The 14,858-nt window shown below is 46.8% G+C and carries 11 protein-coding genes; 5 read left to right on the forward strand and 6 right to left on the reverse strand.

Translation table 11 applies throughout. The annotated features are described in order from the left end of the window. Positions 1-13 precede the first annotated feature (13 nt). Complete coding sequence (ruvA, locus tag KUA46_RS10465; RefSeq protein WP_022121046.1) at positions 14-628, reverse strand: Holliday junction branch migration protein RuvA; 615 nt, start codon at positions 626-628, stop codon at positions 14-16. 460 nt (positions 629-1,088) lie between these two features. Between ruvA and KUA46_RS10470 the strand changes: the two genes are divergently transcribed. Next, positions 1,089-1,988 (forward strand): diaminopimelate dehydrogenase, encoded by a 900-nt coding sequence (locus tag KUA46_RS10470; RefSeq protein ID WP_006849374.1) that lies wholly within the window; start codon positions 1,089-1,091, stop codon positions 1,986-1,988. A gap of 107 nt (positions 1,989-2,095) precedes the next feature. On the opposite strand, the gene KUA46_RS10475 is transcribed toward KUA46_RS10470, so the two are convergent. The 3 genes from KUA46_RS10475 to KUA46_RS10485 all read right to left on the reverse strand — a co-directional run bounded on the left by KUA46_RS10475 (position 2,096) and on the right by KUA46_RS10485 (position 6,743). Then, on the reverse strand, positions 2,096-3,448 hold the full coding sequence (locus tag KUA46_RS10475) for an ATP-binding protein (RefSeq protein ID WP_217745902.1): 1,353 nt from the start codon (positions 3,446-3,448) through the stop codon (positions 2,096-2,098). A gap of 479 nt (positions 3,449-3,927) precedes the next feature. After that, entirely contained in the window at positions 3,928-5,211 is a 1,284-nt protein-coding gene (locus KUA46_RS10480) for a serine dehydratase subunit alpha family protein (protein ID WP_022121042.1), read from the reverse strand. 125 nt (positions 5,212-5,336) lie between these two features. Next, positions 5,337-6,743 (reverse strand): aminopeptidase C, encoded by a 1,407-nt coding sequence (locus tag KUA46_RS10485; RefSeq protein WP_218487394.1) that lies wholly within the window; start codon positions 6,741-6,743, stop codon positions 5,337-5,339. A gap of 178 nt (positions 6,744-6,921) precedes the next feature. Between KUA46_RS10485 and dxs the strand changes: the two genes are divergently transcribed. The 4 genes from dxs (at position 6,922) to KUA46_RS10505 (ending at position 12,792) form a co-directional block, all read left to right on the forward strand. Then, a complete protein-coding gene (gene dxs / locus KUA46_RS10490; RefSeq protein WP_153084963.1) occupies positions 6,922-8,814 on the forward strand; it encodes a 1-deoxy-D-xylulose-5-phosphate synthase in 1,893 nt (630 codons plus the stop codon). Further along, positions 8,811-10,154 (forward strand): Trk system potassium transporter TrkA, encoded by a 1,344-nt coding sequence (gene trkA / locus KUA46_RS10495; protein WP_217326372.1) that lies wholly within the window; start codon positions 8,811-8,813, stop codon positions 10,152-10,154. Before dxs ends, trkA begins: the two co-directional genes overlap by 4 nt. 30 nt (positions 10,155-10,184) lie before the next feature. Further along, positions 10,185-11,642 carry a TrkH family potassium uptake protein gene (locus KUA46_RS10500; protein WP_022121038.1) on the forward strand — a complete coding sequence of 486 codons (1,458 nt, stop codon included), beginning with the start codon at positions 10,185-10,187 and terminating at the stop codon, positions 11,640-11,642. 187 nt (positions 11,643-11,829) lie between these two features. Beyond that, positions 11,830-12,792, forward strand: coding sequence for a type I phosphomannose isomerase catalytic subunit (locus KUA46_RS10505; RefSeq protein WP_153082103.1), 963 nt, complete (start codon positions 11,830-11,832; stop codon positions 12,790-12,792). A gap of 113 nt (positions 12,793-12,905) precedes the next feature. Here the strand turns inward: KUA46_RS10505 and KUA46_RS10510 are convergent, their stop codons facing one another. Together KUA46_RS10510 and KUA46_RS10515 are read right to left on the reverse strand one after the other, a co-directional pair. Further along, positions 12,906-13,904: a DUF4435 domain-containing protein gene (locus KUA46_RS10510; RefSeq protein WP_118255590.1), complete on the reverse strand. Its 999-nt coding sequence runs from the start codon at positions 13,902-13,904 to the stop codon at positions 12,906-12,908. A gap of 39 nt (positions 13,905-13,943) precedes the next feature. Next, entirely contained in the window at positions 13,944-14,762 is an 819-nt protein-coding gene (locus KUA46_RS10515; protein ID WP_022121034.1) for an AAA family ATPase, read from the reverse strand. Between the last annotated feature and the right edge of the window lie 96 nt (positions 14,763-14,858).

Genomic DNA, 14,858 nt, shown 5'->3' on the forward strand with positions numbered 1-14,858 from the left:
AAGAACTCCTAACTTATTTGATTTGCTTCAATGCCAGTTTCACAACCTGTTCTACCGGGAGATCAGGCTGTGCCTTAAGGATATCTACTACTACCTTGGCAGATGGTGCCGGCGAGAAGCCGAGCATGGTGAGGGCGCTTACCGCCTCATCCTTTACGTCATTGTTCACCATCACCACATTGCCTCCGCTGGCTGGCAGTTCGTCAGCAATGCCAAGGCTCACGATTTTATCTTTCAGGTCGATGATGATTCGCTGTGCAGTCTTCAGTCCGATACCCTTCACGGTTTTCAGCACCTTGTCGTTACCTGTAGAGATGATTTCGCAGAGTTCGCGTGGCGAGAGTGAAGAGAGAATCATACGGGCTGTATTTCCACCTACTCCTGAAACGGTGATAAGGAGGCGGTAGAGTTCACGTTCCTGTTTGGTAGCAAAGCCGAAAAGGGTGAAAGAGTCATCTCTTCCACCAGCCACCAGCACTTCGTGAACATAGAGTTTCACTTCCTGTTTGCCCTGAATGGCAGTATATGTATTGAGCGATATATTGAGTCCGTAGCCCACCCCCGCAGTCTCAACAACAGCCAGCGCAGGTGTCAGTTCTGTCAGATCGCCATGAATATATTCTATCATTTTCTTTTTCTCCTAATTAAATTAATATATTAATAACGTGCGAAGGGCGGGATTATTGTAATAGAGTTCCATAAAATTACGTCCCGACGTAGCATGTAATACGTCCCGACGCAGAGCCAGAGACGTCGGGACGCAGCAAAAGCTACGTCAGGACGTAATTCAAAGCACATCGGGAGGTATTGGAAAGAGGATGAATGATGTTTCGCAACAAAATAGCGAAACTGTAAGGCTCTTGCAGCAGATACCTTACAAATCTCCGCTTATTCATACCTAAAAACTATGATTTTACTACTTTTTGCAACTTTTATGAGTTAAAATTCTATTAAAACGTCACGTATTTCAAGAAAAAGCTATACTTTTGCAACCGGAAATAGAATGAAAAGCGGAAAACATATCCGTTGGATGACTAAACCGCAACAAATAAAAGAAATTAAAACAACAAAATAAAAGAAATAAGACAATGAAGAAATTTAGAGCAGCCGTAGTAGGATACGGCAACATCGGTAAGTTTACTGTTGAGGCACTCGAAGCAGCTCCTGACTTTGAGATTGCAGGTATTGTACGTCGCCAGGGTGCCAAGGACAAACCAGCTGAGTTGGCAAACTATGAAGTAGTAGATGACATCACCAAGTTGAAGGATGTAGATGTTGCTATCCTCGCAACCCCTACCCGCTCTTGCCCTGAGTATGCAGAGAAGATTGTTGCTCTCGGTATCAACACCGTAGACAGCTTCGATATCCACACCAGCATCCTCGACTACCGTACCAAGCAGATGGAGAACTGTAAGAAGGCTGGCAAGGTAAGCGTTATCTCTGCTGGTTGGGACCCAGGTTCTGATTCTATCGTACGTGTTCTGATGGAGAGCCTTGCTCCTAAGGGCTTGACATATACCAACTTCGGTCCTGGTATGAGTATGGGTCACTCAGTTTGTGTTCGTGGCAAGAAGGGCGTAAAGGAAGCACTCTCTGTAACCATCCCATTGGGTGAGGGTATCCACCGCCGTATGGTATACGTAGAGTTGGAAGAAGGTGCCAAGCTTGAGGATGTAACAGCCGAAATCAAGGCAGATCCATACTTCGCTCACGATGAGACCCACGTATTTGCCGTAGCATCTGTAGATGATGTAAAGGATATGGGTCATGGTGTGAACCTCGTTCGCAAGGGTGTATCAGGCAAGACCCAGAACCAGCGCTTCGAGTTCAACATGAGCATCAACAACCCAGCCCTCACCGCTCAGGTATTGGTTAACGTGGCTCGTGCTTCATTCCGTCTGCAGCCAGGTTGCTACACCATGCCAGAGATTCCAGTTATCGATATGTTGCCAGGAACCCGTGAGGAAATCGTTGCAACACTCGTGTAATTGGGAGTGAAGAAAGAAGAGTGAAGAATTCACTTGCATCACTATAATAAAACGGCTCGCAAGAAGTTTCGATTTCTTGCGAGCCGTTTCCATTCAACTAAAACCACTTATAATAACCCTGTCATATACAATGGCAAATAAGTAATTCCCTCCTCTACTTTCAAATCAGCAGTATGCAAAACATACGGTTCTGCCAGATAGCTACCATATTTAGCGATGCACTTTTTGAGAGAAGTGAGCGTGTATCTGTTAGTTGACTTCACTTCTATCGGTGAAATATTATGCTTTGACGTTATGGTATCTTTGGCTATCAGGAAATCCAGTTCCATCCTTTCCTGGGCATCATCCTTACTATATTTGGAAAAGAAATACAGCTTATGCCCTGCCGAACGTAACATCTGAGCAACAATATTCTCAACTATCATTCCACCATTAAACTCCAGCTTATCTACCAGAAGCTTGTTATATAAGTTTTCAGACACTATCGTATTTTCATTGAAAGCATGACTGATGAGCAACCCCGTATCAGCCATATAGCATTTCAATGTCGTATCATCGGTATTCATGCCAAGACCGATGCTTGGCTCTGTCGTATTATAGGCCATATTGACTATCATGGCATCTGACAGCCAAAAGAATGCCGTTTCATAATCTCGCATTCTCGCCCCTTCGGTGAGTGCCTTCAACATAAATTTCTTCTCATGTTTTTGAAGCTGAGAAGGAATAGTATCAAAAATCTGAGTAACTTTAAATACATAAGTTGACGCATACTTCTGGATATCATTACGATATAAAGTAAGAATTTGGCGTTTCACACGATCCACCTTATTGAAATCTCTGGTTTCTACAAATTTAGCTACAGCCTGCGGCATTCCTCCAACAATGAGATACTGTCTGAAATAGTCCATTGCCATGCGATGCATCATTTGTCCCATCTCATGCCTTTTCTGAAAGTTCATTCGTATAAGCGGCATCAGGGTTTCATTGTTCAGTGCCCACAAGAATTCCTCGAAATCCATAGGATACATCAATATTTCTTCCTCCTCAGAAGGAATCATGATATTCTCTACGTTCTTTTTGATAGAAACGAGCGAACCAGTCTCGATATAATCGTAACGACCATCTTCAACCAGATACTTGATAGCTGTACGAGCCCGGGGATACAATTGCACCTCATCAAAGATTATAACCGAATTTCTTGGATATAGAGGTGTATTGGTGAAACTGCTTAAATACATAAAGAACGTATCCAAGTCATCCAGATAGGTTTCGAACAAGGATTTTATGTCCTTTCCTATTTTATTGAAATCAAGTAAAATATAACTCTTGTATTCTTTTTGAGCGAATTCCTTTACGATATAGCTCTTTCCTACACGACGGGCACCATTGATGAGAACAGCACTTTCTCCGTTCTGTTCTTCTTTCCATTTCTTGAGTTGATCATATACTTTTCTTCTCATAATTTACACCTATCCTAGATTAATTTTATCGGAAAAATACACCTATCCGCGATTAACATTTCTCAGTTTTTACACCTATCCGCGATTATCAGATGATGCAAATATACACATATCCGCGATTATCTCCAAGAAAAAGCCAGTTTTTTAATATCTTTTAATTTTAAGAATAAGATGATAACGATACGCAAGATCATAATATTGGTAATAGTATAAACATCATGCTTTAAGTCCATTGTAGCTTTGTGTTATAATCCATTGCAAGCATGTGAATTAGCTACAGAAGCCGTATCTATCGGCATGAAGAAGTAGATCTATCTAATAGTCGGCAGCCGCCAGCAAGGTTGCTGGCATATGGCAGCAACATTGTCGGCATATGGCAGCAAGATTGCTGGCAGCTGCCGGCAACCATACGAAACTATATTTAAAAGGTAAACAATATAGGTTTCTAAGACTATTTAAATAACTTATCAAAAGCTATATTATTTATGCGTCATGATATCGAGCACCATATCATCGGTAGCTCGCATCGCATCGGCACCAATGCTCGTGAGGTTGTGGATGCACTTATCCACATCATCATCTACGATACCCTCGGCAGAGGTGACACACTTGCCTTCCATAGAAAGGAGGGCGGAAAGAAGGGCAGTGCTGACACCTGATGAAATCTTCAGGGCACAACTTGGTTTCGCTCCGTCACAAATCATACCGGTGAGATTGGCTACCATATTCTTGACAGAATTGCAGATGCGGGTATAATCGCCACCCATCAGATAGGTAATGCCGCAACTGCTGCCCGTACTGGCTACCACACAACCGCAAAGAGCTGAAAGCTTGCCTAAGCTCTGCTTGATATAGATGGCAGTCAGATGACTGAGCATCAGGGCCCGGTTCATTTCCTCCTCGGTATTCTCGTTCTCCAGCGCATAAACCACCACAGGGTTCGTTGCACAGATGCCCTGGTTGCCGCTGCCGCTGTTACTCATCACCGGAATCATGGCACCACCCATACGGGCATCACAGGCTGAAGCGGTGCGGGAGATGATATGCGAGAAAATATTATCGCCGAAGATACCATGACTCAACGGACGGTCCATCGTCTTGCCCAAACAGTGGCCATAGTTGCCTTTGATACTCAACTCGGCAGCCTTCATATTATAGTCTCTGGTCTTGAGAATGAAAGAAATCTCATCGAGCGGAGCTGTTGTAGCAAACTCGTAAACCATCGGGAAATTGAGCTGTATGTCATCATCAGCCTCATCACCCACAGTACCGCCACGCTTATCGAGCACCACCTCGCCATTACGCTCAACATACACAAAATGGGTATGTGAACCGGAGATAATTGCCGTAGCCCGGTCTTCACCGGCATGACAGATGATTTCGATATAGAGTTTATCCACATCACCCTGCTTCAGTTTGATGTTGATATCCGCATCCTTGATATATTGTTTGCCCTGCTCCAGACTGTCGGGAGTAAGATCTTTCAACACTTCCAGCTGATATTCAGGCTTTCCGATGAGCGCCCCCAGCGATACGGCGATAGGCAAACCGATCATACCCGTGCCAGGAATGCCGACACCCATCGCATTCTTGAGCATATTAGGACTCAAAAGAACTTCAATACGTTCAGGGCGCTTGCCCAATGTAGTAGCAGCCTTGGCTGTACATAGTGCCACAGCCATCGGTTCGGTACAGCCGATGGCAGGAACCACCTCTTTATTAACGAGCGCAATGATGCGCTCACGCTTACTTTTCTCTAACATAATCTATATAACTTTTATATAAATAACGTTCTTACCATTATTTCGGGTACAAAAATACAAAAAATAAACCGTATTCTTCTCTTTTCGCGAGAAAAATACGGTTTAAATCTATATTTCTTGATGAATTAGTCTTCCAACTGGAACAGAGGATCATCTGGAGTCAGCATGGTTGGCTTCTGGTCGAATTCCTTCAAGAGCTGCTCAGAAGCATACTTCTTGTTTACTACCAGGCGGAACATGTACTCGTTGAACCAATCGTTGGTCATGATGAAGCAACCGGCAAAACCATTGTCAGCACCCCAACTGTTCTCCACCTTCCACTTTACAGGCTTGCCATTGGCATCAAGATCTACAGCTGTCAGCGTCATGGCATGAGTAGAACCGCTATCGAAAGTAGAGATACGGTCAGCCTTATTCATTGGGAATGAGGTATTGAAGAGGCTTCCATAGTCGAAGTTGTCGAGAGCCAGATAGCCGCGCTTTCTATCAAGTTGCTTGCCCACATCATAGCTTGAATACATCTTATGACCATCCTTCAGAGAGGCGATAGCGAGCTGGGCAATCTCCTCCATAGGCAAGTTCAGATACTTCCAGTTATGACCATCGTAGGTGTGGCGGTCGTACTCTACCTCGTATGTCTTGTGGTAAGGACGGCGTGGGTCGTTCATCACCATCAGGAAGGTACCGTTCAGGTCCTTGCCTACGGTTTCCTCATAGAAACTCTTAGGAGTATACTTCTTTGCCTCGCCAATCTGCTTGCCGTCCTTGTCGCGGAAAGCATAGGTAAATTCCTTTACCGGTTCGCCGAGAGTAAGACTCAGCATGTGATAAACCTGACCGAGCATCTCGTTCTTGCGAGCCTGGATAGCTGCCGACTTCTTGCCCTGAGCCACCATCTTGCGGAGTTCCAGACCATACTCGCGGAGCTTGCTGCTTACGAGACGGCTCATCTTGGAAGTATTATTGCTTGAGAAGGTCTCAGGCTGGGCGCTCATTGGTACGAGACCATACTTGCTTGCCAAATCGGCAACACCACAGAAAGTACCACCATCATTGAGCGGATTCTTGAAGAAGAACTGCACCTGAGGATCCTCGATGCTCTTCTTGCCAAGGTCGATAACCCCCTGAAGCATCAGGTTAGCCTTCTCCAGCTGATCATAGAAGAAGAGGTAATCCTGAGAAAACTCCACCACTCTACCCTGCTTGTCATTGACAGCAAAGTTAGAACGGAGCACGTTAAAACCGCTGAACATCCAGCAACGGCCGGAACTCTTCTGGTTGTGAATGCTCTGCGAAGGAGTCTCGATGCTGAAATGAGTATCAACCGGGGCCTCGTTGGCATGATTCTTCACAAGGTCATCAATGTTGTTGTTGGCAATCGCATTGAAGAGTGCCTTGTTGGCTACACCTGCCTGCTGGCTTTTCTCCATCTGCTGGAGAGCAGACTGACTGATGCCGCCACCCTTGGTCTGCGCCATCAGAGACATGGAAGCCATCATCATGGCTCCCAAAAGTAATACGTTTTTTCTCATCACGATAAAGGTATTTATTTGCTTATTGTTATATAACTAATTCCGGATTTCATTCCTTTTTCAGAAATTTCCTTTGCAAAAATACAAAGAATAATCGGAAAAAGCGAAAATATTGCCTCAAAAGTGCTTTATATAGGAAAAAAGCATTATCTTTGCACAAGATTTTCACGAAGAAAACATGGACAAGAACAAGTTTAGTCTATTAAATAGTATAAAATACCCGGAAGATTTGAGACGGCTGAGCATTGACCAGCTGCCACAAGTCTGCAAAGAGTTAAGAGAAGACATTATCGACGAGGTTGCCGTCAACCCCGGTCATTTTGCCTCCTCTCTTGGCGTGGTGGAAATAACCGTAGCCCTACATTATATCTACAACACCCCATACGACCGTATTGTATGGGATGTGGGACACCAGGCCTACGGACATAAGATATTAACAGGACGCCGCGACAACTTCTGTACCAACCGCAAGTTGCACGGCATCCGTCCATTCCCTACACCTTTAGAAAGCGAATATGATACCTTCGCCTGCGGACATGCGAGCAATTCCATCTCCGCAGCACTCGGTATGGCCGTTGCCGCACGCGAAAACGGAGATACCAACAGGCACGTGGTAGCCGTCATTGGCGATGGAGCCATGAGCGGCGGACTGGCTTTCGAGGGACTGAACAACGTATCAAGTACACCTAACGACATGCTCATCATCCTGAACGACAACGATATGAGCATCGACCGGGCTGTGGGCGGTATGGAGAAATATCTCCTGAACCTCGATACCAACGAGACCTATAACCGCCTCCGTTTCAAGGCATCGCAGTGGCTGCACTCCAAAGGTTATCTCAACGAAGACCGCAAGAAGGGCATTCTGCGCCTGAACAATGCACTGAAGTCGGCACTGAGTCATCAGCAGAACATCTTCGAGGGTATGAATATCCGCTACTTCGGACCTTTCGACGGTCATGACGTGAAGGAAGTGGCGAGAGTGCTCAAACAGCTTAAGAACATGAAGGGTCCTAAGCTGCTGCACCTGCATACCACCAAGGGAAAGGGTTACGAACCAGCCGAGAAGAGTGCTACCATCTGGCACGCGCCAGGCAAATTCGATCCGGAAACGGGTGAGAGAATCATTGCCGATACCAGCAACCAGCCTCCGAAATATCAGGATGTTTTCGGTGAGACGCTGTTGGAACTGGCTCAGAAGAACCCGAAGATTGTAGGTGTGACGCCAGCCATGCCTACAGGATGCTCCATGAACATCATGATGAAAGCGATGCCAAACCGTACCTTCGATGTAGGTATTGCCGAGGGGCATGCCGTCACCTTCTCTGGAGGTATGGCGAAAGACGGCCTGATTCCTTTCTGCAACATCTACAGTTCGTTTGCACAGCGTGCCTACGATAACATCATCCACGACATGGCACTGCTCAACCTGCCGGTTATCATGTGTCTTGACCGTGCCGGACTGGTAGGTGAAGACGGACCAACCCATCATGGTGCCTTCGATATGGCGGCTCTCCGTCCGATTCCGCATCTCACCATCGCATCTCCGATGAACGAACATGAGTTGCGCAACCTGATGTATTCAGCCCAGTTGCCAGGTCATGGAAGCTATGTAATCCGTTATCCGAGAGGCAAGGGTGTGCTCGTAGACTGGCGCAACCCGATGGAAGAAATCAAGACCGGTACCGGCAGAAAACTGAAAGACGGCACCGATGTAGCCGTTCTTACCATCGGTCCTATCGGAAACGATGCCGCCCAGGCTATCGCTGAGGTAGAAGCCGAAACCGGAATGAGCATCGCCCACTACGATATGCGATTCCTCAAGCCACTCGATGAAGACATTCTGAAAGAGGTGGGCGAAAAGTTCAGCCGCATCATCACCATCGAAGACGGCGTTCGTATGGGCGGTATGGGCTCAGCCGTACTGGAATGGATGAACGACCATGACTATCAGCCAAAGATGACCCGAATGGGATTGCCAGATGAGTTTGTGGAACACGGAACCGTGGCACAGCTCAGAGAAATCGTGCATCTCGATAAAGAATCAATCAAAGAAGCAATTAAGAAATGAAAATAATCATAGCTGGCGCATATGCCATAGGTACTCACCTGGCGAGACTCCTGTCACGCAGCAATGAAGAGATTACGCTCATCGATGAAAGCGAAGAGCGTCTGGCAAGCATTGGCTCCGACTGCGACCTGCTCACCATGCTGGGCAAGCCTACCAGTCTTCACATCTTACGCGATGCGGGAGTAGCAGATGCCGACCTCTTCATCGCCGTTACTCCGGTAGAAAGTACCAACATCACAGCTAGCATCCTTGCCAAGAACCTGGGTGCAAAAAGAACGGTGGCCCGCGTGGATAACCCGGAATATATGGACCAGCAGGCTCAGGAATTCTTCAAAGAATTAGGTATCAGCAAACTGATTTATCCGGAGATGCTCGCAGCCGTAGATATCAATAACGGGCTGAAAATGAGTTGGGTACGTCAGCGCTGGGATGTGCACGACGGCGCACTCGTCATGCTCGGCATCAAACTGCGCGAAGGATGCGAGATACTGAACGAACCGCTCAAGAACATCAGCGGTCCTAACGACCCTTATCACGTGGTAGCCATCAAGCGAGGCAGCGAGACCATCATCCCTGGCGGTAACGACGAGCTGAAACTCTACGACCTCGCCTACTTCATGACCACCCGCAACTATATCCCATATATCCGCAAGATTGTGGGCAAGGAACACTATGTGGATGTGAAGAACGTGATGATTATGGGTGGCGGACGCACAGCCGTAAGAGCCGTGAAGAAGATGCCGGAATATATGGAATGCAAGATTATCGAGATGAGCGAGGAGCGCTGCGAATACCTCAACGATATTCTCGATGAGAACAAGACGCTCATTATTCATGGAGACGGACGCGACATTCCGCTGCTCATAGAAGAAGGTATCCGCAGCACGCAGGCCTTCGTGGCACTGACCGGTAACGCCGAAACCAATATCCTGGCCTGTCTTACAGCCAAGAGAATGGGTGTGCGCAAGACGGTGGCTGCCGTAGAAAACGTAGACTACGTGAGCATGGCAGAGAGTCTGGATATCGGTACCATCATCAACAAGAAGATGATTGCCGCCAGCTACATCTACCAGATGATGCTCGATGCCGACGTGATGAACGTGAGATTCCTGATGAGCGCCAATGCCGATGTGGCTGAATTCATAGCCAAAGAAGGTTCAAAGGTAACCCAAAAACCGGTGAAAGAACTCGGCATGCCTATCGGTGTAACCATCGGTGGACTGGTTCGCGGTGAAGAAGGAATGCTCGTTTCGGGTAATACCCAGATAGAACCGGGCGACTCGGTGATGGTTTTCTGCCACAACATCAACATGAAGAAAATTGAGAAATACTTCATCTAAGCGTGAAGGAGATAGACAAATACTTCATATATGATAAACAGCAAATTAATATATAAGATTTTAGGGCAACTGCTTTTCATAGAAGCATTCCTGCTCTTCGTCAGTCTGCTGGTAGCTTTCTATTACCAGCAGGACGACATCTTTGCCTTCATTGTGGCAACACTTACCACCATCGGAGGCGGGCTGGTGCTGAAATGGCGAGGTCATGGAGCCGATAACTCAATGTCGCGCCGTGATGCCTATCTCGTGGTAACGCTCTCATGGATTGTATTCAGTTTCTTCGGAACCCTCCCCTTCATGGTGAGTGGATACATCAACAACTTTACCGATGCCTACTTTGAAACCATGTCGGGATTTACGACAACGGGAGCTACAATATTAGACGATGTAGAATGTTTCCCCCACGGACTGCTTTTCTGGCGTTCGCTCACCCAATGGATAGGCGGTCTGGGAATCGTGTTCTTCACCATCGCCCTGCTGCCATCGCTTGTAGGAGGACAGACCAAGGTGTTTGCTGCCGAGGCTACAGGTCCTATCAAGACCAAGCTTCATCCCCGTCTTTCCACTTCGGCAAAATGGATATGGAGTATCTATCTGATGCTCACCATCGCCTGCATCATATCCTACTATGTGGCGGGAATGAATCTCTTCGACAGTTTCAACTATGCGATGAGCACGACGGCAACGGGTGGTTTCGCTACCCACAACAGCAGTACCGAGTTCTTCCATTCACCAGCGCTGGAATACATCTGTACGTTCTTCTGTTTCCTGTCGGGTGTGAACTTCACCCTGCTCTATGCAGCCGTCATCAAGTTTAAAATCAAGGATCTGTTCAAGAACTCAGAGTTTAAGTTCTATGCATTCCTGGTTGCTGCATTCAGCGCCTTCATCATGGTAGAGCTGATGGTGATGCGCAACTACGATGTGGAGCATGCCTTCAGAAGTGCTATCTTCCAGGTGGTTTCTTTCATCACCACCACCGGTCTGTTTAACGACGATGCTGCTGTGTGGCCTCATGTTACCTGGGTGGTATTGGCAGCCTGCATGTTCTTCGGAGCCTGCTCGGGCAGTACGAGTGGAGGTTTGAAATGTATCCGTGGCGTGATGCTGGTAAGAATGGTGAAGAATGAATTCCGCCAGATTCTGCATCCTAACGCCGTGCTGCCATTGAAGATTGATGGTGTGAACGTACCGATGCAGAAGCGTGTTACGCTGCTTGCCTTCCTCACCACTTATCTCATCATCTGTCTGGTGATATCGTTCACGATGATAGCCATGGGCATCGACAATACCAATGCCATCACCATCACCCTGAGTTGTGTGGGTAATGTGGGACCTACGCTGGGTACGGAAATCGGACCAACCATGTCGTGGAGCGAACTGCCAGATGTGGCAAAATGGTTCTGCTCGCTGATGATGCTCATCGGTCGTCTGGAAATATTCAGTGTGCTGGTTATCTTTACACCAGCATTCTGGAGAGAGAACTAACATACCCAGAGGGGGAGTTAGAAAATAAAAGAGAAGTTGATATTTGAAGTAAGAAATACGCTTACTAGACTAAGTATATTTCGCACAAAAAGCGTTATATATAATAAGGTATAGGTTCAGCAAGAGCCTTATCGGAGAGTAAGAAACCGTACTGAAGAGTACATTTATAAACTAAATATAGGTAATAATGAAACCATTAAAATTTCAACCGCTATTAAAATCCACCATCTGGGGTGGCAGTAAGATTATCACTTTCAAGCATCTCGACGTAAAGCAAGAGAATGTGGGAGAAAGCTGGGAAATCTCTGGAGTACCAGGAAATGAAAGCATCGTAGCCGATGGCGAGATGCAGGGCAAGAGCCTCAACGAGGTTGTTGCAGAACGGAAGGGAAGCTTCCTCGGAGAAGAGAACTACAAGCGTTTCGGCAATGAGTTTCCACTGCTCATCAAGTTTATCGATGCCAACCGCGACCTCTCAATCCAGGTGCATCCTAATGATGAAATTGCCAAGAAGCAAGGTAAGGAACGCGGCAAGACCGAGATGTGGTATGCACTGCCATGCGAGCCGGATGCCAAACTCTACAACGGCTTGAAGATGCAGATTACTCCTGAGCAGTACAAGGAGATGGTAGAGAACGATACCATCACCGATGCCCTGGCTCAGTATAACGTGAAGGAGGACGACTGCTTCTTTATCCCAGCCGGCAGAATCCACACCATCGGAACAGGCTGTTTCGTTGTCGAGATTCAGCAGACCAGCGATGTTACCTATCGCATCTACGACTTCAAGCGCAAGGACAAGGATGGCAACTATCGTCAGCTCCACACTAAGGAAGCTGCCGAGTGCATCGACTACACCGTATTGCCAGACTATCGCCAGCACTACACTCCTGCCAAGAACCAGGGTGTAAGCATGGTGCAGTGCCCTTACTTCACCACAGCCGTTTATGATCTCGACGAGCCTATGACGCTGGATTATTCAGAGTTGGACAGCTTCGTGATTCTGATTGGCTTGAAGGGTGAGGCTAAGATTACCGACAACGAGGGTAACGAGATTACGCTCCAGGGCGGCGAGAGCATCGTTGTTCCTGCCAGCACCAAGACATTGAAGATAGAAGGAACCCTGAAGTTCCTGGAGACATACGTATAATTTTAAAGGTAAAAAGGTAAAAGGGTAAAAAGGTAAAAAGAGCCTGGCGGGATGTCATCTGCCTGCTTTCTTTTTACCTTTTTACCCTTTTACCTTTTTACTTTTTTACCTTTTTACCTTTCCAAATACTTTTCCACATCCGCCTGAATCTTCTGGAATTCGGGAGAGAACTGGTAGAAGGTGTTCTTCTTCATCATCATCTTCACCTTGCCCAGACTATTCTCATAACATGCCATTTCGGTGCGGGCCTGCTCGGAATGGAGGGCACGGTCGCGGATTTCATTCTCCCTATCGTTGCGCAAAGCATCGCAGACGCTCTGGACGATGGGACTTACTACCAGGTCGAAAAGATGATGACCCTGTATATATAAATAGGTATTGCTCTCGTTTACACCCAGATTATTGAGGTAAAGAGCCATTTCATCCAACTCATCCTTAAACTTCTTGAAGCGGCGCTCCAGCTGGAACAGCTTTGCCCGCACCTTCTTTCCCAAATAATCTATCGCCCATTTAGGATCCTGGATACGGACTGAAGGCAGCATGATGACCTTATCAAACTCCGCCATATCAAAATGCATCGACATCTTGCGATGACGCACATAGAACAGCATGTGCCATAAGAAGAGGGGCCAGATGGTACGGGAATAGGACTCAAGAAAACGCTCGAAATCGAAGATGCGACGGTCGTTGAGCGTCACCATCACACAGGTTTCGTGCAATCCTCTGGCATAACATTGGAAGTTTTCAATGGCATAGGCATAGGTATGGAAGATGTAAGGATTCTCCAACATCTGCTGGGAAGACTCGGTTGAGCCCTGACGCAGATAATCATAATCGGCATCTACACAGGCTATCATATCCCTACCTACTCCCTTAAGCATACTGGAGATAGCAGCCTTCTTGCCTCGGTCTAAATGCTGGTTACGGGTAGGCAGCATGATATCAAAATAGCGTTTTTCATTCTCAAACTTTCCCAGTACCGACCGCCAGAAGAAGACATCATCATAGCTCTCGACGTAAGCCACAATCTTGCGCCGAGCCTTCTTCGAGGTCATCCTGTTGGCTGCCTCGAAGAACTGGGAATTGATATTATCGGTTAAACGTTTAGCCATAAGCTGAAAAAATCAACATTCAACACTTAACATTCAACATTACGAAATCGTAATATCATTCACATCCGTCACCCTATCGGTCCATCCATCCATGACCACAGCAGGACTGTGGGTTGTCATGATGATCTGGATATTCGGATTAAGCTGCAGCACCAGACCGATGAGCTGCTTCTGCCATTCGAAATGAAGGCTGATTTCCGGCTCATCCATAAAGAGGACGTATGACTGGTTGTCCTCCACCAGCACGGTGAGGAGGATGGCGAGAATCTGCTTCTCACCAGCCGAGAGCTGATAAGGCGAGAGCTGCTCACCTATCTGGTTGAAGCGGATTTCGTTGGCTGTACGAATGATGGTCTTGCCGGTATCCTTGAAAAGATTATCTACCATATCCTGGAACATCTTCTTCGGTTCACTCAGTTTCTGAGCCTTGAAGGCTGCATCCGGTTCGCCACTCTGCAAGACGGCGATGATGCGGTTGCCTATGTTCACCTGGTAATCCAGATACTTGCGCTGCAGCTGGAAGAGCTGCCAGTCGAGTTCGGTAACCAGAGTGAGGTCTATCTTGTTGATCATCTCGGCATTCATCAATGGTCTATCTACCGAGCGGATTACATCATATCTAATCCACTTTGCCTCCTCCGGCTCCACCTTCAAATGCACACCTTTGATCATGTGACTAGGGAATTCACCGCCAGCTGCCAGACCCTTTACTACCTTATTTAATATAGTACTCTTGCCCACGCCGTTTACACCACTCAGGATATTGACACGGCGGTCGAGGTTCCAAAGAATATGTTTGGTACCGCTCCAGAGAGATTCAATCTCTATCTGTTTGATATAATCAGCATATTTCTGCATAAGAATAATCTCCTATCTTTAATAGTCAAGAACGGAAAAAGACTATTGTCTTAACATCTTAACTCCTTTAAGTTTCAAAAAATATACCGCAAATAT

Source organism: Segatella copri, from assembly GCF_019249765.2.
GTDB classification, from domain to species: domain Bacteria; phylum Bacteroidota; class Bacteroidia; order Bacteroidales; family Bacteroidaceae; genus Prevotella; species Prevotella copri_K.

What these genes read in the sequence shown, in the direction of transcription:
- ruvA (WP_022121046.1), bottom strand. Translation starts at nt 628, where the DNA reads ATGATAGAATATATTCATGGCGATCTGACAGAACTGACACCTGCGCTG.
- KUA46_RS10470 (WP_006849374.1), top strand. Translation starts at nt 1,089, where the DNA reads ATGAAGAAATTTAGAGCAGCCGTAGTAGGATACGGCAACATCGGTAAG.
- KUA46_RS10475 (WP_217745902.1), bottom strand. Translation starts at nt 3,448, where the DNA reads ATGAGAAGAAAAGTATATGATCAACTCAAGAAATGGAAAGAAGAACAG.
- KUA46_RS10480 (WP_022121042.1), bottom strand. Translation starts at nt 5,211, where the DNA reads ATGTTAGAGAAAAGTAAGCGTGAGCGCATCATTGCGCTCGTTAATAAA.
- KUA46_RS10485 (WP_218487394.1), bottom strand. Translation starts at nt 6,743, where the DNA reads ATGAGAAAAAACGTATTACTTTTGGGAGCCATGATGATGGCTTCCATG.
- dxs (WP_153084963.1), top strand. Translation starts at nt 6,922, where the DNA reads ATGGACAAGAACAAGTTTAGTCTATTAAATAGTATAAAATACCCGGAA.
- trkA (WP_217326372.1), top strand. Translation starts at nt 8,811, where the DNA reads ATGAAAATAATCATAGCTGGCGCATATGCCATAGGTACTCACCTGGCG.
- KUA46_RS10500 (WP_022121038.1), top strand. Translation starts at nt 10,185, where the DNA reads ATGATAAACAGCAAATTAATATATAAGATTTTAGGGCAACTGCTTTTC.
- KUA46_RS10505 (WP_153082103.1), top strand. Translation starts at nt 11,830, where the DNA reads ATGAAACCATTAAAATTTCAACCGCTATTAAAATCCACCATCTGGGGT.
- KUA46_RS10510 (WP_118255590.1), bottom strand. Translation starts at nt 13,904, where the DNA reads ATGGCTAAACGTTTAACCGATAATATCAATTCCCAGTTCTTCGAGGCA.
- KUA46_RS10515 (WP_022121034.1), bottom strand. Translation starts at nt 14,762, where the DNA reads ATGCAGAAATATGCTGATTATATCAAACAGATAGAGATTGAATCTCTC.